We start from the raw sequence: 20,114 nt of genomic DNA, 5'->3' as shown, positions 1-20,114 counted from the left end.
CTCAGGTGCGGAAGCGCATCGAGTGCCTGCCGTACGTCCCGGCGTCGTCGTCCCCGTGGCGCTCGTCGCGGGAGTGCCTGCCGCCCGATGCCGACACCTGCGGGACCGCCTCCGACTCGACGTGAAAACCGTTGTGCACCGACCCATTCGGGGTAGTCCCATCCAGGGGCTCCTCGAGCATTCCGCGCCACGGGGCATGTCCGTTGCGCGGCGGAATGGGCTCGACGGGCCGGTCCGGTTCGATGATGGCGATCAGCTCGGGCACCGTGTCCGCCTCGTCCTCCATCAGGCTGTGCCACTCCTCGACGGGACCACCGTGCCAGGTGTCCGCGGGCGCAGGTAGCGGGTGTTCGACGTGGGCGGCGAACGGTGAGGTGACGCTCTCGTCGACGGTGACCACGTCGGGCGCGGGGGTGGGTCGGTCCCATTCGGCGTCCTCGTCGGCGGAGGCGGACCAATCGACTTCGTACTCGACGTACTCGTCGTCGTCGCGGAAGTAGTCCGGCTCAGCTGGATCGGCGTGCCTCCGGGGCGGCGCCGAATCCCATCCGCCGGCCGGACCCCCGCCGCCGAACCCCCGCAGGAACAGCGCGGCGATCACGCCGAACAGCGCGACGAACGCCGGCAGCAGCAGGGACCGCGATAGCGCCTCGGAGAACGGCTCGTGCAGGAAACCGGGCAGCCTGGTCACCGCGCCCTGACCGACGCCGGGGTTCAGCTCAGGGGGAAGTGCCGCGCTGATCTGCGCGGTCATCAGCGCGGCCATCGCCGCGCTGCCGAGCACGCTGCCGACCTGCCGCGTGGTGTTGTAGACGCCGGACCCGGCGCCCGCCAACTGGGGTGGAAGGTTGCGCGTGGCCGTCGCCGCCAGCGGCGACCAGATGAACGCCATGCCGATGCCCATCAGGAGGAACGGCAGCAGTAACCGCCAGATCGGCGTCGTCGGCGTCATCTCGAACGACAGCCAGGTCAGGGCGATCGCCAGTGCGGAGAAGCCGAACCCGACGATCGGTCGCGGATGGGACCGATCGACGAGCCGCCCGACGAAGGGCGCCAACACCCCCGTCGCGACCGCCATCGGCGCGGTCAGCAACGCCGCCCGGGTCGGGGACAGCCCGCAGACGGCCTGCGCGTAGAACATGACCGGCACGATCATCGCGGTCACCGCGAAGCCGATGACCGCGATCCCGACGTTGGACAGGCTGAAGTCGTTGTCGCGGAAGATCTTCAGCGGGATCAGCGGCTCAGCTGGATTGACCGCCTGCCAATAGACGAAGCCCGCGATCGCGGCGACCCCCGCCGCGAGCATGCCCCAGACCCATGGCGCCCAGTCATGCGACTGACCCTCCTGCAGGGCGAAGACGATCATCAACATCCCGGCGCCGGACAGCACCACCCCGAGCACGTCGAACCCGTGCTTCTCGGTCGGCAGGACGGGCACGAAGATGTACGCCAGGACCAGTCCGGCGATTCCGATCGGCACGTTGACGATGAAGATCCACTGCCACCCCAGGCCGTCGACCAGGACGCCACCCGCCAGCGGCCCGACCAGGGTGGCGACGCCCGCGGTGGCACCCCACACGCTCAGCGCCACGCCCCGGCGCTCGGCGGGAAAGATCCTGGTGATGGTCGAGAGCGTCTGCGGTGTCAGCAGCGCCGCACCCAACCCCTGAACGGCGCGGGCAGCGACGAGGGTCTCGATGCTGCCGGCGAGACCGCACCACAGGGACGCGCCGGTGAAGACCGCGAGCCCGGCCAGGTACAGGTTCCGCGGACCGAACCGGTCTCCCAGCCTGCCCGCCAGCAGCAGCGGCACGGCATAGGCCAGCAGGTAGGCGCTGGTGACCCAGATGACCGCGTCGTAGTCGACGTCGAGGGCATCCATGATCGACGGGTTCGCGACCGCGACGATCGTGGCGTCCAGCAGGATCATGAAGAAGCCGACGAGCAGGGCCCACAGCGCGTACCAGGGGTTGCCGGTCCTGGTCCGCAACAGTTGCCGCGCCGCCGTCATCGCGCCACCTCGCCTTCCAGGCTCGGCGCGGCGTCGGGCGTCGGTGGTGGTGTCAGTGTCTTCGGCATCTGTTCGACCAGCGTTGCGGAGCTTTCGAGCCGACGCTACGGATCAGCCCGAGGCACGACAAGTCGGCACGCCTTCACATCGGCTGGCAAACGGTCGCAGATCACGCGGCATCGGCCACGGCGCCCGCGGGGGCGGCTGCGTCATCCTCGGAGGCCGATGTCCCCACCGCCAGAAGCGCCAGCAAGGCGATCACCGAACCCGCCGTCATCACGACCGCGAGCGCCAGTTCGTCGTTGCCGAGCACGCCGACCAGCGGAGCCACCGCCGCACCCAATCCGAACTGACCGGCGCCCAGCAACGCGGCCGCCGTGCCGGCGGCCTCCGTGTGCCGCGACAACGCGACCGCGGGGGCGTTCGGGATGACGAAGCCCATCGCCGCGAGGATCGCCCAGATGGGGATCACGAAGGCGTAGATGCCGCCGACCCCCGAGGCGGCGAGCGCGACGAAGACGACGCCCGACACCGCGGAGGCCGCCAACGCCCAGACGGTGATCTTCTGGGGCGTGAAACGTCGCAGCAGCACCACGTTGAATTGCGTGGCGCCGATCAGTGCGACGGCACCCGCGCCGAACACCAACGCGAACGCCTGCTGGCCGAGCCCGTACCTACCCTGCAGCACGAACGAGGCGCCGGCGATGTAGGCGAAGAGGCCGGACATGCCCAGCGCGGCGACCAGGACGAGGGTGACGAAGCGGCGGTCCCTCAGAAGCCCGCCGTAGGTGGTCAGGATGCCGCGGACGCGCAGCGGACGGCGATGCGACACCGGCAGCGTCTCGGGCAGGGCGAGCGCGGCGAGCAACAGCAGCAGACCTGCGAGCACCACCAACACGGCGAACACCCAATGCCAGGAGAAGCGCAACAGCACGGCCGCGCCCAACGACGGCGCGATCACCGGCGCGACGCCCAAGACCAGCATCAGCCGCGACATGACCGTCGCCGCGGTCGAGTCGGCGAAGAGATCGCCCACGATCGCGATGGCGACCACCATCGCCGCCGCGGCGCCCACGCCTTGCAGTCCGCGGGCGATCCCCAGCACGACGATGCTCGGCGCGAACAGGCACAGCAGCGATGCGAGCATGTGCAGCACGATGCCCGCCATCAGCGGGCGACGACGGCCGAGCGAATCCGACAGCGGGCCGATCACCAGCTGACCGATGGCCAGGCCGGCCAGCGTGCCCGTCAGCGTCAGCTGAACCACCGACGACGACACCGCGTAGTCCTCGGCGATGCGCGGCAGCGCTGGCAGATACATGTCGATGGTCAGAGGACCCAGGGCGACCAGCAGGCCCAGCACCACGATCATCCGGGTCTGACTCGGCATCGCCTTGCCGTCGATCACCCCCGGGCCGTTGGGTGCAGCACTCTTGAGGTCCACGAATACCGATGCTGCCATGAAACTGTTTAGCAAGGGTTACGAGCGTTTTCTTCCCAGGGTGAACGGTGACCGATGTCACCGTCGGGCACGCGGCGGCGTCGTGGTTCGTTGAAAGGCCATCACGACGGGATAGCCTGGACGTGCCCGTCCGTACCTGGAGGCCTACCCATGAGCGCTCGTTTCAGCGCCAAGAATCAGCTGCCCGCCAACCTCGACGACGATCCAAGCGTGGCGGCTCGCGCGCTGTCCCAGATCATCGAGCGCGGTGCGCGCGTTCAGGGCCCCGCAGTGCGGGCCTACGTGCAGCGGCTGCGCGAACAGAATCCCGACGCGTCCCCCGCTCAGATCGTCGAGAAGCTGGAGAAGCACTACCTTGCCGCGGTGATGGCCAGCGGCGCCGCCGTCGGGTCGGCCGCGGCGTTCCCCGGCATCGGCACGCTGGTGGCCATGTCCGCCGTAGCGGGTGAGACCGTCGTGTTCCTCGAGGCGACGGCGGTCTTCGTGCTCGCAGTCGCCGAGACCCACGGCATCCCCGCCGACCACCGGGAGCGTCGCCGCGCCCTGGTGCTCGCCGTCCTCGTCGGGGATGACGGCAAGCGCGCGGTCACCGATCTCATCGGCTCCGGCCGTACGGGTGGTGCCTGGCTGGCCGACGGCGCCGCGTCGCTGCCGTTGCCCGCGGTGTCCCAATTGAACGGTCGACTGCTGAAGTTCTTCGTCAAGAAGTACGCGCTCAAACGCGGAGCGATCGCCTTCGGAAAGCTGCTCCCCGTCGGGATCGGCGCGGTCATCGGCGGCGTCGGGAACCGGGCCATGGGCAAGAAGATCATCGCGAACGCCCAAGGCGCCTTCGGTAGCGCGTCCGCACGGTGGCCGGCGGCGCTCCACGTCCTGCCCGCCATCGAGAGGTAGGGCGGGCCGCCGTCGACGTCGGCTCGATGTGACAAGTGACGTTGGCCGTTACGGGATGCAGCGACGCGATAGCCTTTATGCGGCGAGAGAGCGAGCGGCAGACGGCGCGCCCGCGGAGCTAGTAAGGAATCGAGGCGAGTAGCTGCCGTGAGCAGTTCACCTTCACCATTCGGACAGAACGAGTGGCTTGTCGAGGAGATGTACCGCAAGTTCCGCGAGGATCCCTCGTCGGTCGATACCAGCTGGCACGAGTTCCTCGTCGACTACTCGCCGGAGCCAGCGAATGATACGACGGCGACCTCGAGTGGCAACGGCAAGGCCGCAGCGGCCCCCGCCAAGCCCGCCGCCAAGCCCGCCGTGACCGAGCCGAAGCCGGCCGAGGCGAAGGCAGCACCGCCCAAGACCGAGGCGAAGGCCCCCGCGAAACCCGCCGACGCCAAGCCCGCCGAGCCCAAGCCCGAAGCCAAGACTGACGCCAAGCCTGACGCCAAGCCTGCCGACGCCAAGCCGAAGGCACCCGCAGCGCCGTCCGCGGACGGCGACGAGGTCGCGGTGCTTCGCGGAGCCGCGGCTGCCGTCGTCAAGAACATGAACGCCTCGCTGACCGTGCCGACGGCGACCAGCGTTCGGGCCATCCCGGCCAAGCTGATGTTCGACAACCGCACCGTCATCAACAACCACCTCAAACGCACCCGCGGCGGCAAGATCAGCTTCACCCACCTGCTCGGCTACGCCCTCGTGCAGGCCGTCAAGCAGTTCCCCAACATGAACCGGCACTTCGCCGAGATCGACGGCAAGCCCAACGTGGTCACGCCGGCTCACACGAATCTCGGGTTGGCCATCGACCTGCAGGGCAAGGACGGCAAGCGCCAGCTCGTCGTGGCAGCAATCAAGCGCTGCGAGACAATGCGTTTCGGCCAGTTCATCGCCGCCTACGAGGACATCGTGCGCCGGGCCCGCGACGGCAAGCTCACCGCCGAGGACTTCGCGGGCGTCACGATCTCGCTGACCAACCCGGGCACCATCGGCACCGTGCACTCGGTGCCACGACTGCTCAGTGGGCAGGGCGCGATCATCGGCGCCGGGGCCATGGAGTACCCGGCCGAATTCCAGGGCGCCAGCGAGGAACGCATCGCCGAGATGGGCCTCGGCAAGCTGATCACCCTAACCTCGACCTACGATCACCGCATCATCCAGGGCGCCGAGTCCGGCGACTTCCTGCGAACCGTCCACAACCTGCTGCTGTCCGACGACTTCTTCGACGAGATCTTCCGCGAACTGGGCATCCCCTACGAGCCCGTCCGGTGGCGTACCGACAATCCGGATTCGATCTTCGACAAGAACGCGCGGATCATCGAACTCATTGCGGCATACCGCAATCGGGGTCACCTGATGGCCGACATCGACCCGCTGCGCCTAGACAAGACCCGGTTCCGCAGCCACCCCGACCTGGACGTCCTGACCCATGGGCTGACACTGTGGGACCTAGACCGGGAGTTCAAGGTCGACGGCTTCTCCGGTGCGCAATACAAGAAGCTCCGCGACGTGCTGTCCGTGCTGCGTGATGCCTACTGCCGCCACGTCGGCGTGGAGTACACCCACATCCTGGAACCCGAGCAGCAGCGGTGGATTCAGGAACGCGTGGAGGTCAAGCACGACAAGCCGACGGTCGCCGAGCAGAAGTACATTCTGAGCAAGCTCAACGCGGCCGAAGCGTTCGAGACCTTCCTTCAGACGAAATATGTTGGGCAGAAACGTTTCTCGCTGGAAGGCGCCGAGACCGTCATTCCCATGATGGATGCCGTGCTCGACCAGGCCGCCGAGCACGGGCTCGACGAGGTCGTGATCGGGATGCCGCACCGCGGCCGGCTCAACGTGCTGGCCAACATCGTGGGCAAGCCCGCCTCGCAGATCTTCTCCGAGTTCGAGGGCAACCTGAACCCCTCGCAGGCACACGGCTCGGGTGACGTGAAGTACCACCTCGGCGCGACCGGAAACTACCTGCAGATGTTCGGCGACAACGACATCGACGTGTCGTTGGTCGCCAACCCCAGCCACCTCGAGGCCGTCGATCCGGTGATGGAGGGCCTGGTCCGCGCCAAGCAGGATCTGCTGGACAAGGGTGACGGTGCCGACGGCTTCTCGGTCGTACCCCTGATGCTGCACGGCGACGCGGCGTTCGCCGGCCAGGGCGTGGTCGCCGAGACACTGAACCTGGCGCTGCTGAGGGGTTACCGCACCGGCGGCACCATCCACATCGTCGTCAACAACCAGATCGGTTTCACGACCTCGCCGCTGGACTCGCGGTCCTCGGAGTACTGCACCGACGTCGCGAAGATGGTTGGTGCACCGATCTTCCACGTCAACGGTGACGATCCCGAGGCCGGCCAATGGGTGGCCCGGCTGGCGGTCGACTTCCGGCAGAAGTTCAAGAAGGACGTCATCATCGACATGCTGTGCTACCGCCGCCGCGGGCACAACGAGGGTGACGACCCGTCGATGACCCAGCCCGAGATGTACGACGTCATCGACACCAAGCGCGGGGTTCGCAAGACCTACACCGAGGCGCTGATCGGCCGCGGTGACATCTCGATCAAGGAGGCCGAGGACGCCCTTCGCGACTACCAGGGACAACTCGAGCGGGTGTTCAACGAGGTCCGCGACCTCGAGAAGCACGAGATCGAGCCGAGCGAGTCCGTCGAGTCCGACCAGCAGTTGCCGGCGAAACTGAGTACGGCAGTGGACAAGTCGCTCCTCGCCCGGATCGGTGACGCGCACCTGGCCGTACCCGAGGGCTTCACGGTGCACCCCCGCGTCAAGCCCGTGCTGGAGAAGCGCCGCGAAATGGCCTACGAGGGCAAGGTGGACTGGGCGTTCGGCGAGCTACTTGCGCTGGGCACCCTGCTGTCGGAGGGCATACTGATCCGGTTCACCGGCCAGGACACCCGCCGTGGCACGTTCACGCAGCGTCACGCAGTGATCATCGACCGCAAGACCGGCGACGAGTTCACTCCGCTGGAGCTGTTGACCCTCGGCGAGGACGGCACGCCGAGCGGCGGCAGGCTGATGGTGTACGACTCGGCGCTGTCCGAGTACGCCGCGGTGGGCTTCGAGTACGGGTATTCGGTGGGCAACCCTGGCGCAATGGTCTTGTGGGAGGCCCAGTTCGGCGATTTCGTCAACGGCGCCCAGTCGATCATCGACGAGTTCATCAGTTCCGGCGAGGCGAAGTGGGGCCAGCTGTCCGACGTCGTGCTGCTGCTGCCGCACGGCCACGAGGGACAGGGACCCGACCACACTTCGGGGCGCATCGAGCGATTCCTCCAGGTGTGCGCCGAGGGCTCGATGACGGTCGCGATGCCGTCCACCCCGGCGAACTACTTCCACCTCCTGCGCAGGCACGCGTTGGACGGTATCCACCGCCCCCTGATCGTCTTCACCCCGAAGTCGATGCTCCGCAACAAGGCTGTGGTCAGCGACATCCGCGACTTCACCGAGCAGAAGTTCCGCTCGATCCTCGAGGAGCCCACCTACGACGAGGGCGACGGCGACCGCTCGAAGGTCAAGCGGGTCCTGCTGACGAGCGGCAAGATCTACTACGACCTGGCGGCACGCAAGGCCAAGGAGAACCGCGAGGACGTCGCGATCGTACGCGTCGAGCAGCTCTATCCGCTGCCGAAGCGGCGGCTCGGCGCCACGCTCGACCAGTACCCCAACGCCCAGGAGTTCTACTGGGTGCAGGAGGAGCCGGCCAACCAGGGGGCATGGCCGACGTTCGGCCTCGCGATGCCAGAGTTGTTGCCGGACAAGCTGACCGGCATCAAGCGCATCTCGCGCCGCGCGATGTCCGCGCCGTCGTCGGGTTCGTCGAAGGTGCACGCGGTGGAACAGCAGGAGATCATCGACGAGGCGTTCGGCTAGCCGGCCCCAACCTCGCGCCGCTGCGTAATCCCACTTCACGCACGCTCGCGCCACGGGACGTATTGAAGACAACCTCCCCCGCAGTTACCCGCGACCCGCGGTACCGGCTAGGCTGCTCGCCGAAAGTACGGCCGTCGACATCCGTCGGTGTCTGCCGTCGTGCGCCCGACACCAACAGAGGAGTGTTCATGGAGGGCTTTGCCGGAAAAGTCGCCGTCGTCACCGGAGCCGGATCGGGCATCGGGCGGGCGCTGGCCATCGAGCTGGCCCGATCGGGCGCGAAGGTCGCCATCAGCGACGTCGACACCGAAGGGCTCGCCGAGACCGAAGCGCTCCTGAAGGCGATCGGCGCGCCGGTCAAGGCCGACCGGCTCGACGTGACCGAGCGCGAGGCGTTCGAGCTCTACGCCGATGCCGTGAAAGCGCACTTCGGCAAGGTCAACCAGATATACAACAACGCAGGCATCGCCTACACCGGTGACATCGAGGTCAGCTCCTACAAGGACATCGAACGCATCATGGACGTCGACTTCTGGGGCGTCGTCAACGGCACCAAGGCGTTCCTCCCGCACCTCATCGAGTCCGGCGACGGCCACGTCGTCAACGTCTCCAGCATCTTCGGCCTGTTCGCCGTCCCGGGTCAGGCGGCCTACAACGCGGCCAAGTTCGCGGTGCGCGGCTTCACCGAGGCCCTCCGCCAGGAGATGGCAGCGGCCAAGCGTCCGGTCAAGGTCACCACGGTGCACCCCGGCGGCATCAAGACCGCGATCGCGCGCAACATGACCGCCGCGGAGAACATCGACAAAGCCGAGCTGGCCCAGACCTTCGACAAGAAGTTGGCCAACACGACCCCCGAGAAGGCCGCGAAGATCATCCTCGAGGCGGTCCGCAAGAACAAGGCCCGCGTGCTGGTGGGGCCCGACGCGAAGGCGCTCGACCTGATCGTCCGGATCACCGGATCGGGGTACCAGCGACTGTTCTCCTCGGTCATCGCCAAGGCGATGCCGGGGATGCGCTGACACTCGGCCCAGCCCTGCGCGAGCGTGCGTGAACTCCGATATTCGATCGGCGTGTCGGCCGCAAACACGCACGCTCGCGGCAAGGGGGATGGGCGGCAAGGGGGAAGGGCTACTTGCCGAGTGGGTGCGCCGCCAGCCACTCCTCGGCGACGGCGCCGGGGTCGGTGCCCGTGGCCACCTTGCCGAGCATGTCGGCCAGTGACCCGGTGTCCAGTTCGCCCGCAATCTCGTTGAGCGCCAACACCTGACGCTCCTTCAGCTCGTTGCGTCGGTACAACGGCACGACGTTCTCGGCGCGGATGGACGAGGTGCGGTCGCCAAGCACCACGACGTCGTCGGGCGTCGACGGAACGACGGTCGACGTCCACGCCGCGTCGATCCGACCCGACCGCAGCGCGGCCACCAGCGCCGCGGCGTCCGGGAACTCGACCGCCGCGGGAAGTCGGCACGTCGCGACGGTGCTCGGGGAGCGCTCGCCGACGACCTTGCCCACCTTCAGCCCGGGGCAGTGTGAAACCAACGCCGCCACGTCGCGGCTGTCCCACTTCGCCGCGGTCGCGTCGGTCACCGCCAACGCGGGCTTGTCCTCTGCGGACTGCGCATAGTCACCCGCACCGATGCCCTCCGGCAGCGCCGAGATCATCGACCGGTAGACCTGCTCGGGCGCGCGGGCCGTCGCGCCGGGATCGAAGCGGACCAGCAGCCGCCCCGTGAACCCCGGCACCACCTCGACGTCGCCGGTGTCCAGGTCGGCCAGCGGATCGGGGCTGGGCTCGACGTGCGCCGCACTCCCGTAGGACCGCAGCGCCGCCGCGTACAGGTGGGCCAGTAGCGTCCCCGCCGCGTCGGGACCGGCCCCGACGGCGACCGACGATGCCGGCGGCGGCCCCCCGCAACCGGCCAGCAACAGGACGGCGAGGAGCATCGCCACCCGCCGGAGGGTCATCGTGCGATTCAGAGCTTCGACGCCGCCGCCACCGCCGCCGCCACGGCCGGCGCCACCCGCGGGTCCAGTGCGCTGGGCACGATGTGGTCGATGGCCAGATCGTCACCGACGACGGAGAAGATCGCCTCGGCGGCGGCCACCTTCATCGCCTCGGTGATACGGCGGGCGCCCGCGTCGAGCGCCCCGCGGAACACCCCGGGGAAGGCCAGCACGTTGTTGATCTGGTTGGGGAAGTCGCTGCGGCCGGTGGCCACGACGGCCGCGTACTTGCGGGCCGCATCGGGGTGGATCTCGGGGTCGGGATTGGACAGCGCGAAGACGATGCCGCCCGGGGCCATCGTCGCGATGATCTCCTCCGGTACGACACCCGCCGACAGGCCGAGGAACATGTCCGCGCCGTCGACCGCCTCGGCCGTCCCACCCGTGCGGCCGCCTGGATTGGTCCTCGCTGCAAGCTCGGCCTTGAAGGGGTTGAGATCGTCACGACCCGAGTGGACGATGCCCTTGCTGTCCAGCAGCGTCAGGTCGCGGATCCCGGCCGCGAGCAGGATGTTGGCGCACGCGACGCCGGCCGCCCCCGCGCCCGAGATCACGACGCGCAGCGTGTGCATGTCGCGGTCGAGCACGGTGGTGGCGCCGCGCAGCGCCGCGAGCACGACGATCGCCGTACCGTGCTGATCGTCGTGCATGACGGGACAGTCCAGCGCCTCGATGACACGGCGCTCGATCTCGAAGCAGCGCGGTGCCGAGATGTCCTCGAGGTTCACCGCGCCGAAGGTCGGGCGCAGCCGGATGATCGTCTCGACGATCTCGTCGGGGTCGTTGGTGGCCAGCACGATCGGGATCGAGTCGAGCCCGCCGAACGTCTTGAACAGGGCGCTCTTGCCCTCCATCACCGGAAGCGACGCCGCGGGGCCGATGTCGCCGAGGCCGAGAACGGCACTGCCATCGCTGATGACCGCGACCAGCCGATTGGCCCAGGTGTACTTGGCGGCAAGGGTGTGGTCGGCAGCGATCGCGCGGCTGACCTGTGCGACACCCGGCGTGTACGCGATCGACAGGGCGCGCTGGGTGTCCAACGGCGCCTTCAACGCGACCGACAGCTTGCCCCCCTCGTGAGCGTCGAAGATCGAGGCGTCGTCGATGACGACCTGGGGTGTGCGCACCGCTTCAGTCATCGCGTCAGGTTACTTCACCCAGGGCTCCGGCCTGATGGGGTTCACTGTCGGAAACGGGCGCTCCCAGCCATTGGGCGTAGCATTCGCAGCGGTCATTTCGGGGCCCAACGGGGCTGCTCCGCCCATTGAGGGGAGGTCGTTCGTGCCGTCATTCCGCGCCTTGCAGCCGTCGATGTTGCGGACGACGAACCGTCGTCCCATGGAGCCCGACGCCCAGTCGATCCACGTACCCGTCGCCAGGGCGATGGTCGACTGCGGCGTCTACGCCGACGGCAGACGACTGCACGGCAAGTACACCCATGCCGCAGCCCTGAACAAGGTGCGCGAGCTCGAACTCGACGGCATCGCTGCCTTCGTCTGGATCGGTCTGCACGAACCCGACGAGCATCAGATGCAGTCCGTTGCCGACGTCTTCGGCCTGCACGAGCTCGCCGTCGAGGACGCGGTGCACGCACATCAGCGACCGAAGCTGGAGCGTTACGACAACACCTTGTTCCTGGTGCTGAAGACCATCATCTACGTCGAACACGAGTCGGGCGACAAGGCCCGCGAGATCGTCGAGACCGGCGAGATCATGATCTTCGTGGGGCCCGACTTCGTGGTCACCGTCCGCCACGGAGATCACGGCGGGCTGGCCGGGGTCCGCCGCCGGATGGACAGCACGCCCGCCAACTGCGCGCTGGGCCCGTACGCCGTGATGCACGCCATCGCCGACCACGTCGTCGACTCCTACCTCGAGGTCACCGATTCCGTCGAGAACGACATCGACGCGATGGAGGAGAACGTGTTCTCCCCCAACAGCTCCACCGACATCGAGCACATCTACCTGCTCAAGCGGGAGGTCGTCGAGATGCGACGCGCGGTCAGCCCATTGACCTTGGCGCTGCAACGGATTGGTTCCGACCACAACGATCTGATCTCCAAGGAGGTCCGGCGGTACATGCGCGACGTCTTGGACCACAACACCCAGGCCTCCGACCGCATCGCCAGCTACGACGAGGTATTGAGCTCGCTCGTTCAGGCCGCCGTCGGCAAGGTGTCGATGCAGCAGAACATCGACATGCGCAAGATCTCGGCCTGGGTTGCCATCGCGGCGGTGCCGACGGCCCTGGCCGGCATCTACGGGATGAACTTCGACCACATGCCCGAGCTGCACCAGGTATGGGGCTACCCGGCCGTGCTGACGGTGATGGCGACGATCTGCACCGTGCTGTACGTGACGTTCCGGCGCAATCACTGGTTGTGATGGTCGGCGGCCGGCCGACGCCCGGTTCAGGGCCGGCGGAGAGTCAACGCGAGGTGACTGCCGTTGGGCAATTGACCCGGCCCCACGAGAGCCACCCACCCGCCGCGGCTCAGAACCATCTCGATCAGTTCGTCGACCGCATCGTCGATGACCTCGGGGTGATCCACGTCGACCGCGGGCAGGAGCCTGTCACCGTCGGGGCCCAAACGGGCGGGGTAGAAGTAGTCCTCCTCCACGGCGAGCATCTCGGGACGCTCCCAACGCGCAGCCAGCCACGCGCTGCCGATGTCCCGCAACACGCGCCCGACGCTCGCACGTCGTTCGATGAACTCGAGGGCCTGCCCCGCGCGAGATCGCAGGTAGTCGTTCAACAGTGGCCGCGTCAGCTCGACCAGTCGATCGGTCGGGGTGGTGAGGTGGTTGCCCTTGACGACGCCCGCCAGACGATCGGTGTGGCGTGACAACCGGCGAAACTCCGAGGCCGTCGGCTCTGCTGCCGCGAGCACCAGCGGCATGGGGCTGAGTCGTAGCGCCACCCCGAGAGTGCGGTCGACCCGGCGGAGGAAGTCGGTGGTCGTCTCCCCTCGGGTACCCCTGCCGGCCGCGCGGCGAACCGGGAAGCTGCCGGTGGCGGCGGAGGCGAGCACCGAGCCGTGCCCGCGGAGCAGGCGCGCCTGGTCCGTCGAGAGCAGGAGCACCGCATGACGGGGCGTGTGGTGCAGCGCCCGGACCAGATCTCGCGTCGCGAACGTCGGATCGATGACGCACCGATCCACGACGGGCACGGGTAGATCCACGCGACTGGCGTGCTCGGCGCTGACGAACAACGCCACGCCTCGGCCCGTCGGCCGGCCCGCCGCCTCCTCCACCATGGCGTGCAGCGCCGCGAGCAGGCGCTCCGCGTCGGCCACGCCCTCCGTCGCGAGTCGTTGCGCCGCCTGCCCCGTGAACGACCGGAGGGTGGCGACGTCGTCGCCGTGCATGGTCGAACCGGGCCGCGTGCTGGCCAGGATGGAGACGCTCGGATAGGCACGTAGCGATTGCAGCTCCGCCACCGTGGTGGCGTTCAGCGCGGCAATGCGGCGACTGCCCGCCCGGCCGGGCCGTACGGGCTTGGGGTGGGCAATGCTGATCTCATCGGTCATGGCGAGTTCCGTTTCCGTCATGAAACGAGGTCTCGCTCGACCCGCGTGGGTCGCGGGCGCCTTCGCCGGATCCGCATCGGGCGGAACGTGTTGACGACGGAGGGCTGGGTGAGGTACTCCCCTCCCCCGCCACAATGGCGAGAGTCGGCCCGGGTGTCAAGGATTCATCGCTGCGCCGAGTGCGGATCCAGCTCGCGGTGAACGCGGCGGTGAGCAACGCGATGACCACGGCCAGCGAGATACCGGTCGGGATCTTGTAGATCTCGAGCAGCAGCATCTTGATGCCGACCCAGACCAGTACCAGCGCGAGGCCCAGCTTGAGGTAGACGAAGCGATGCATCAGGTCGGCGAGCAGGAAGTACATGGCGCGAAGGCCGAGAATCGCAAAGGCATTCGAGGTGAACACCAGGAACGGCTGCTGAGTGACGGCGAAGATGGCGGGGATCGAGTCCACGGCGAAGATGATGTCGGTGACCTCGACGAGAACGAGCACCGCCAACAACGGCGTGGCGACCCATCGACCGGCCTGCCGGACCAGGAACTTCTGCCCGTGGTAATCATCGGTGACGGGAATGATCCGGCGGAACGCTCGGAGCACCAAACTGCGCTCGGGGTTAATCGTCTCGTTGCGGTGCAGGGCCATTCGCAGTCCGGTCGCCACCAGGAACGCCCCGAAGACGTACAGGATCCAGGCGAAGCTGGCGATGAGAACGGAACCGGCGGCGATGAACACCGCCCTGAAGACCAACGCCCCGAGCACGCCATAGAAGAGCACCCGGTGCTGGTACTCCCTCGGGACGGCGAAGTAGCTGAAGATGATCGCGAAGACGAAGACGTTGTCCACCGCCAGGGACTTCTCGATTACGTAGCCGGCGTAGTACTGGGCGGCGAACTCACCGCCCCACACCCACCAGACGACGCCACCGAAGGTCAATCCCAAGGTGATCCACACTGCTGACCAGGCGGCGGCCTCGCGAATGCCGACGACGTGCGCCTCACGATGCGCGAAGAGGTCGATGGCGAGCATGGCCAAGATGACACCCAGCACGGCTGCCCAGGCCCAGAACGGAACGGTCACGACGGTTTCCTCCGGTCAAATCACACCGGAGGTCTCCCCGACCGGATCACGCCTCGATGGCGGTCGCCGGTGCTTGGACCGGGCAGCCGCAGGGGGCTGCCGTAATGACGATCTCAAGCGAGGTGGGTACTCCCCTCGACACCGAGGATACGGATTCCAGTCCGCTCGTCAAGTCGATCAGGTGGGGCTGGCCGCCCGCCGTCGCGGATCACGCACGTCGACACCGTCGGTGCGCCACGCCTCCCGCATGGCTTCGGCACCCTTGAGGCGCACCCATGCCGCCTCCGTCGGGGTGATCGGCGTCGCCGACAGCAGCGTGACCGGATCATGGGGCGCGGGCAGCTCGACGTCGTCGATACCGCTGGGGCCCAACAACACCGCCGTGAACGGTGCGGCCTCCCACAACGGCGTCTCGAGGTCGACGAGCGCGTCGGGCACCAGCACCAGACCCTCGACCGCGGGGGTTGCCGCGACGATCGCGATCGACCGCGCCAGGCCCGCCGGCGTCGGCCCCCACAGCGAGACCACGACCTCGGCTCGCGGACCATTGAGCGAGTCGACGACCATCGCAGTCGGATCGAGCATCGGATACCGCGAACAGCCCAGCGACACATGGTGATACGCGCGGTCGGTATCCGGCCCGAAGCGCAGGACGTCGATGGAGTCGGCACCGAGGAACGTCACGCTGGCGACGGCGGGCTCACCGCTGGCGCCGATCCGGTCGAAGTGCTCGCGCAGTCGTGCGCGGACCTCGTCGAGGACGTCGGTCACGGGGCAGGCGGGATCGACAGGTTGGCACCCGTATCCGCATCGAAGAGCGTCAGCTTGGAGGTGTCGAACGCCAACTCGGCGGTCTGCCCCGCCAGCACCTTCGACTCCGCCGGAACCCTTGCCACGAACTGATTCTCACTCGTGCCGGACTCCGTGACCAACTCCGCGAGCTGGGCCGACCGTGCGCCCCCGCCCTCGGTGCGGAAGTGGAGGTACTTGTCCGACCCGAGCGACTCGACCAGGTCCACCGACACCGGGAAGGTCAGCGCGCGGATCCTGGCGTAGGTGTCGATCAACGCGGCATCCTCGAGATACTCCGGCCGGACGCCGACGATCACGTTGGCGGGCTCGGGATGTCGCGCCAGCATGTCGTGCACCTCGGTGGTCAGCGTGATGTCGCCGAAGGGCAGCCGCACGCCGACGTCGGTCAGGGAGGCGGGGAAGAAGTTCATCGACGGCGACCCGATGAAGCCGGCGACGAACAGATTGGCCGGCCGGTGGTACAGCTCGTCGGGCGTACCGATCTGCTGCACCACACCGGCCAGCATCACGACGACGCGGTCCCCGAGCGTCATCGCCTCGGTCTGGTCGTGGGTGACGTAGACGGTCGTGGTGCCGAGTCGGTGTTGTAGTCGCGCGATCTCAGCCCGCATCTGGACTCTGAGCTTTGCGTCCAGGTTGGACAATGGCTCATCCATCAGAAAGGCCTTGGGATTGCGGATGATTGCGCGCCCCATCGCCACACGCTGACGCTGTCCACCCGATAGCTGAGCCGGTCTGCGGTCCAGCAGTTCGGTTAGGTCGAGGATCTTGGCCGTCTCGTCGACCTTCGTCGCGATGTCGGCCTTGCTCATCTTCGCCAGGGTCAACGGGAACGCGATGTTCTGCCGGACGGTCATGTGCGGGTACAGCGCATACGACTGGAACACCATGGCGATGTCGCGGTCCTTGGCCGCCTTCTCGTTGACCCGGTCGCCGCCGATCCGCAGTTCGCCGGAGCTGATGTCCTCGAGGCCGGCGATCATGTTCAGGGTGGTCGACTTCCCGCACCCCGACGGTCCGACGAGGATGACGAATTCACCGTCGGCGATGGTGATCGACAGGTCCTTCACCGCCGCCGCGCCTCCTGCGTAACTCTTCGTCACGTGGTCCAACACGATCTCGGCCATAAGAAAACCCGCCTACCCCTTCACCGCTCCGGACGTCAGACCGGCAACGATCCGTCGTTGGAAGATTAGTACGAAGATGACGATCGGCACCGTGATCACCATTGCGCCCGCCGCAATCGAACCGGTCGGCTCCTCGAATTGCGAACTGCCCGTGAAGTTCGCGATGGCCACGGGCGCCGTGATGGCCCGCTCGGTCGCCGTTAGGGACAAGGCGAGAAGCAGATCGTTCCACGCGAAGATGAAGACCAGGATGGCCGCGGTGACGATACCGGGCGCCGCGAGTGGTGCGATCACCTTGCGGAACGCCTGACCCGGTGTCGCCCCGTCCATCTTGGCCGCCTTCTCCAGATCCCACGGGATCTCCTTGAAGAAGGCCGACATGGTGTAGATCGCCAACGGCAGCGCGAACGTGATGTAGGGAATGATGAGACCGGGCCAGGTGTCGAACAGGCCGATCTTGCGTTCGATGTTGAAAAGCGGAGTCACGAGCGAGATTTGGGGAAACATGGCGATGAGCAAGGCCACCCCGACCAACGCACGCTTCCCGGGGAACGCCAGGCGCGCGATCGCGTAGGCGGCCATGCCTCCGACGACGACGGCGATCACCGTGGTGATCAGGCCGATGCCGATCGAGTTGACCAACGCCGAGGTGAAGATGTTGCCGGTGAAGATCGCCTTGTAGTTGTCGAAGGTGATCTGCGACGGAATCAGGTTGCCGTCCTTCACCGTTGACGTCGGCTTCAGCGACAAGGACAGAATCCACAGCACGGGGAACAGCGCGTAGATCACCACCACGGCGTTGACGACGGCCCAGCCCGAGGCGCGACCGCCACCCACCCGCTCGCTCATCGCGAGACCTCTTCGCCCGCACCGGGCGCCGAGGCGCCGAAGATCTTGATGTAGATGAACGCGATCACCGCGACGGTGAGGAAGATCAGCACGCTGATCGCCGAACCTAGCCCGAGGTTGAAGGCCTTGAAGAGGTTGTCGTAGCCCAGGATCGACACCGACCCGGTGTCATTGGCGCCGCCGGTCAGCACGTAGATGTTGTCGAAGATGCGGAACGCGTCCAGCGTGCGGAACAGCAGCGCCACCAGGATCGCCGGCTTGATGAGCGGCAGGATGATCCTCGTCAACCGCTGCCAAGGACCTGCGCCGTCGATCTGGGCGGCGTTCAACAACTCCTGCGGTACCAGCGCGAGCCCCGCCAGCAGGAGGAGCGCCATGAACGGCGTCGTCTTCCACACCTCGGCGAGCACCACGATGGCCAGCGACGGGAGTTGCTCCGTCAGTGGCGCCGCCCCCGTCGGCAGGAGGTTGGCCAGGTACCCGGTGCCCGGCGTCCAAGCGTAGTACCAGCTGTAGGACGCGGCCACGGTGACGATGCCGTAGGGAATCAGGATGGCCGTGCGGACGACTCCCCTGCCGAAGATGGTCCGGTGCATCACGAGTGCGAGCGCCATCCCGAGGACCAGTTCGATCGCGACCGAGACGACGGTGATGCCGAAGGTGACGACGAAGGCGGTCCACCAGTATCGGTCGGTGAGGATGGTCGCGTAGTTCTCGAACCAGATGAACTTGGTGTCGTCGGGTGCAGCGAGGTTGTAGCGCTGCAGGCTCAGCCACACGGCGTACACGATCGGGTAGGCGGTCACCGCCAGCATCAGCAGCACGGCGGGGCTGACGAGCCAGAAGGCCAGGCGCCGCTCCGACTTTCGGTCGTCGGTCGACGAGCGCTTGCGCAAGGAGTCGACCTGCGTGGTGTCCGCCGGTGCCGTCACGGGATCAGACCCTTGCCGTCGATGGCCTTCTGCACCTGATCGGCGAGCTCGTCGGCGGTGGCTTCCGGGTCGATCGCGGTGATGGGGGCCAGCGTCGCCGAGATCCGGGTGGACACGGCCTGGTAGACCGGCGTCGCCGGGCGCACGGCCGCGTTGGTGAGCTGCTCTCGGATGATGGCGTACTGCGGGTACTTCTTCTGGAATTCGGGATCGTCGTAGAGCGACGCGCGAACCGCGGGCAGTCCGCCTTCCACGGAGGTGTAGCGCTGATTCTCGACGTTGCGCAGGCAGCGGATGGCCTCGAAGGCCTCGGCCCGGTGCCGGGTGTTCTTGCCCACCGCCAGGTTGAGGCCGCCGATAGTCACCCTGGCCTGCTCGCCGGGGACGACGCCGGGATAGTTCGCGAAACCGAACACCTCCTTGCTGGCGTCATAGGCCGAATCGAACTGTTCGTCGGTGGGTTTGAACGTGCCCAGGTCGTCGATGCTGCCCGCGAGGTCCGCCCGCTGGTCGAGGGGCAGATAGGGCACTCCGCCCTTCACGGCGTTCTCCAGCATCGACGGCAGGACGAAGGGCCAGTTGACCTCGAGGGCGGCGTTGCCCTGTTCCAGCGCCAACCGGGCGGTGCCCTCGTCGGTCTGGGTGATCGACGGGTCTGCGCCAGGTGCCGTGGCCACCGCCTTGATGATCTGCAGCGCCTCGACCGTTGCGGCACGGTGCTCCGGGGTATCGGTGAGCGTGACCGTCTTGCCGTCATCGGAGAGGACCTGGCCACCCGCACTGACGAGCAACGTGTTGAACCACACCACCAGGCCTTCGTACTGCTTGGCCTGCAGGGCGATCCAGCTGGGCTTGCCCGCATCGTGCAGCCGGGTCGCCTCGTCGACCATCGCGTCCCAGGTTTCCGGTGGCGACTCCATCAAATCAGCGCGGTACCAGAGCAATTGGGTGTTCGTGGTGATTGGTGCCGCATACAACCGGTCCTGCCACTCCGCGGTCTTCAGCGGACCGGGCAGCGTGTTCGCCCGCGCGTCGGCCTCGGCTTCACCAGCCGGATCGTCCGACAGCGGCAAGGCCCAACCCGCCTCGGCGAACTCGGCGGTCCACACCACGTCGAGCGCCATCACGTCGAGGGACCCGTCGTTCCCGGTGAGCCTGCGCGCCAATTGCAGCCGCTGATCGTCGGCACCCTTGGGGAGGCTGATCTGCTTGATGGTGAACCGGCCGCCGAGTTGTTCGTTGCACCGCTTGGCCACCGCGGTGAAGGTGGCCATCTCGTTGGCTGGCGTGTAGTAGTTGATGACGGTGCCGCCGCTCTGGCCACCGCACGCCGACACCAGCGACGCCGTCGTCAGCCCAGCCAACGCCGCAGCGCATAGCCGCCCAACGCGCACCAACGCCTCCTGTCGCGCGAGTCACCCCCGCGGGCAAACCGTAGAGCGAATCATGCGTGATGTGCAACACTTCCGCGCTGCTGCATCGAAATCGTG

At 67.4% G+C, this 20,114-nt stretch carries 15 protein-coding genes; 4 read left to right on the top strand and 11 right to left on the bottom strand.

Annotation, left to right across the window (positions count from 1 at the left end):
* Position 1: 1 nt before the first annotated feature.
* Positions 2–2,014 carry an MFS transporter gene (locus QUE68_RS07040; protein ID WP_284225256.1) on the bottom strand — a complete coding sequence of 671 codons (2,013 nt, stop codon included), beginning with the start codon at positions 2,012–2,014 and terminating at the stop codon, positions 2–4.
* A gap of 169 nt (positions 2,015–2,183) precedes the next feature.
* Positions 2,184–3,476, bottom strand: a complete 1,293-nt coding sequence (locus QUE68_RS07035) for a multidrug effflux MFS transporter (RefSeq protein WP_284225255.1) — start codon at positions 3,474–3,476, stop codon at positions 2,184–2,186.
* A 150-nt stretch (positions 3,477–3,626) separates the two neighbouring features.
* Between QUE68_RS07035 and QUE68_RS07030 the strand changes: the two genes are divergently transcribed.
* From QUE68_RS07030 to QUE68_RS07020, 3 genes are all read left to right on the top strand, one after another.
* A complete protein-coding gene (locus QUE68_RS07030; protein ID WP_284225254.1) occupies positions 3,627–4,370 on the top strand; it encodes a hypothetical protein in 744 nt (247 codons plus the stop codon).
* Positions 4,371–4,517: 147 nt separating this feature from the next.
* Positions 4,518–8,291 (top strand): multifunctional oxoglutarate decarboxylase/oxoglutarate dehydrogenase thiamine pyrophosphate-binding subunit/dihydrolipoyllysine-residue succinyltransferase subunit, encoded by a 3,774-nt coding sequence (locus QUE68_RS07025; RefSeq protein ID WP_284225253.1) that lies wholly within the window; start codon positions 4,518–4,520, stop codon positions 8,289–8,291.
* 188 nt (positions 8,292–8,479) lie between these two features.
* Positions 8,480–9,310 (top strand): SDR family NAD(P)-dependent oxidoreductase, encoded by an 831-nt coding sequence (locus tag QUE68_RS07020; RefSeq protein WP_284225252.1) that lies wholly within the window; start codon positions 8,480–8,482, stop codon positions 9,308–9,310.
* Between the two features lie 109 nt (positions 9,311–9,419).
* On the opposite strand, the gene QUE68_RS07015 is transcribed toward QUE68_RS07020, so the two are convergent.
* Together QUE68_RS07015 and QUE68_RS07010 are read right to left on the bottom strand one after the other, a co-directional pair.
* Complete coding sequence (locus QUE68_RS07015; protein WP_286275346.1) at positions 9,420–10,256, bottom strand: glycine betaine ABC transporter substrate-binding protein; 837 nt, start codon at positions 10,254–10,256, stop codon at positions 9,420–9,422.
* Positions 10,257–10,264: 8 nt separating this feature from the next.
* Positions 10,265–11,434 carry an NAD(P)-dependent malic enzyme gene (locus tag QUE68_RS07010; protein ID WP_284225250.1) on the bottom strand — a complete coding sequence of 390 codons (1,170 nt, stop codon included), beginning with the start codon at positions 11,432–11,434 and terminating at the stop codon, positions 10,265–10,267.
* A 172-nt stretch (positions 11,435–11,606) separates the two neighbouring features.
* Between QUE68_RS07010 and corA the strand changes: the two genes are divergently transcribed.
* Positions 11,607–12,680 carry a magnesium/cobalt transporter CorA gene (gene corA, locus QUE68_RS07005; RefSeq protein ID WP_455013409.1) on the top strand — a complete coding sequence of 358 codons (1,074 nt, stop codon included), beginning with the start codon at positions 11,607–11,609 and terminating at the stop codon, positions 12,678–12,680.
* Between the two features lie 26 nt (positions 12,681–12,706).
* On the opposite strand, the gene QUE68_RS07000 is transcribed toward corA, so the two are convergent.
* The 7 genes from QUE68_RS07000 to QUE68_RS06970 all read right to left on the bottom strand — a co-directional run bounded on the left by QUE68_RS07000 (position 12,707) and on the right by QUE68_RS06970 (position 20,018).
* The gene (locus QUE68_RS07000) at positions 12,707–13,846 is read right to left on the bottom strand and encodes a baeRF3 domain-containing protein (protein ID WP_286275344.1); all 1,140 of its coding nucleotides are present in this window, start codon (positions 13,844–13,846) and stop codon (positions 12,707–12,709) included.
* Positions 13,815–14,903, bottom strand: a complete 1,089-nt coding sequence (locus QUE68_RS06995; protein ID WP_286275343.1) for a TerC family protein — start codon at positions 14,901–14,903, stop codon at positions 13,815–13,817. Before QUE68_RS06995 ends, QUE68_RS07000 begins: the two co-directional genes overlap by 32 nt.
* A 177-nt stretch (positions 14,904–15,080) precedes the next feature.
* Positions 15,081–15,674: a suppressor of fused domain protein gene (locus QUE68_RS06990; protein ID WP_284225246.1), complete on the bottom strand. Its 594-nt coding sequence runs from the start codon at positions 15,672–15,674 to the stop codon at positions 15,081–15,083.
* Positions 15,671–16,843 carry an ABC transporter ATP-binding protein gene (locus QUE68_RS06985; RefSeq protein ID WP_286275342.1) on the bottom strand — a complete coding sequence of 391 codons (1,173 nt, stop codon included), beginning with the start codon at positions 16,841–16,843 and terminating at the stop codon, positions 15,671–15,673. Before QUE68_RS06985 ends, QUE68_RS06990 begins: the two co-directional genes overlap by 4 nt.
* Positions 16,844–16,855: 12 nt before the next feature.
* The gene (locus QUE68_RS06980) at positions 16,856–17,680 is read right to left on the bottom strand and encodes a carbohydrate ABC transporter permease (protein WP_286275758.1); all 825 of its coding nucleotides are present in this window, start codon (positions 17,678–17,680) and stop codon (positions 16,856–16,858) included.
* Positions 17,681–17,688: 8 nt separating this feature from the next.
* A complete protein-coding gene (locus tag QUE68_RS06975) occupies positions 17,689–18,588 on the bottom strand; it encodes a carbohydrate ABC transporter permease (RefSeq protein ID WP_455013407.1) in 900 nt (299 codons plus the stop codon).
* A 32-nt stretch (positions 18,589–18,620) separates the two neighbouring features.
* Entirely contained in the window at positions 18,621–20,018 is a 1,398-nt protein-coding gene (locus QUE68_RS06970; RefSeq protein WP_286275340.1) for an ABC transporter substrate-binding protein, read from the bottom strand.
* Between the last annotated feature and the right edge of the window lie 96 nt (positions 20,019–20,114).

The organism is Mycolicibacterium sp. TUM20985 (assembly GCF_030295745.1).
Classification (GTDB): Bacteria; Actinomycetota; Actinomycetes; order Mycobacteriales; family Mycobacteriaceae; genus Mycobacterium.
This window is presented reverse-complemented; position numbering and strand designations above follow the sequence as displayed.

Bases quoted from the DNA above. Each gene is read 5' to 3' on its own strand.
- QUE68_RS07030 (WP_284225254.1), top strand. From the start codon at position 3,627: ATGAGCGCTCGTTTCAGCGCCAAGAATCAGCTGCCCGCCAACCTCGAC.
- QUE68_RS07010 (WP_284225250.1), bottom strand. From the start codon at position 11,434: ATGACTGAAGCGGTGCGCACACCCCAGGTCGTCATCGACGACGCCTCG.
- QUE68_RS07035 (WP_284225255.1), bottom strand. From the start codon at position 3,476: ATGGCAGCATCGGTATTCGTGGACCTCAAGAGTGCTGCACCCAACGGC.
- QUE68_RS07000 (WP_286275344.1), bottom strand. From the start codon at position 13,846: ATGACGGAAACGGAACTCGCCATGACCGATGAGATCAGCATTGCCCAC.
- QUE68_RS07020 (WP_284225252.1), top strand. From the start codon at position 8,480: ATGGAGGGCTTTGCCGGAAAAGTCGCCGTCGTCACCGGAGCCGGATCG.
- QUE68_RS07015 (WP_286275346.1), bottom strand. From the start codon at position 10,256: ATGACCCTCCGGCGGGTGGCGATGCTCCTCGCCGTCCTGTTGCTGGCC.
- QUE68_RS07040 (WP_284225256.1), bottom strand. From the start codon at position 2,014: ATGACGGCGGCGCGGCAACTGTTGCGGACCAGGACCGGCAACCCCTGG.
- QUE68_RS06985 (WP_286275342.1), bottom strand. From the start codon at position 16,843: ATGGCCGAGATCGTGTTGGACCACGTGACGAAGAGTTACGCAGGAGGC.
- corA (WP_455013409.1), top strand. From the start codon at position 11,607: ATGTTGCGGACGACGAACCGTCGTCCCATGGAGCCCGACGCCCAGTCG.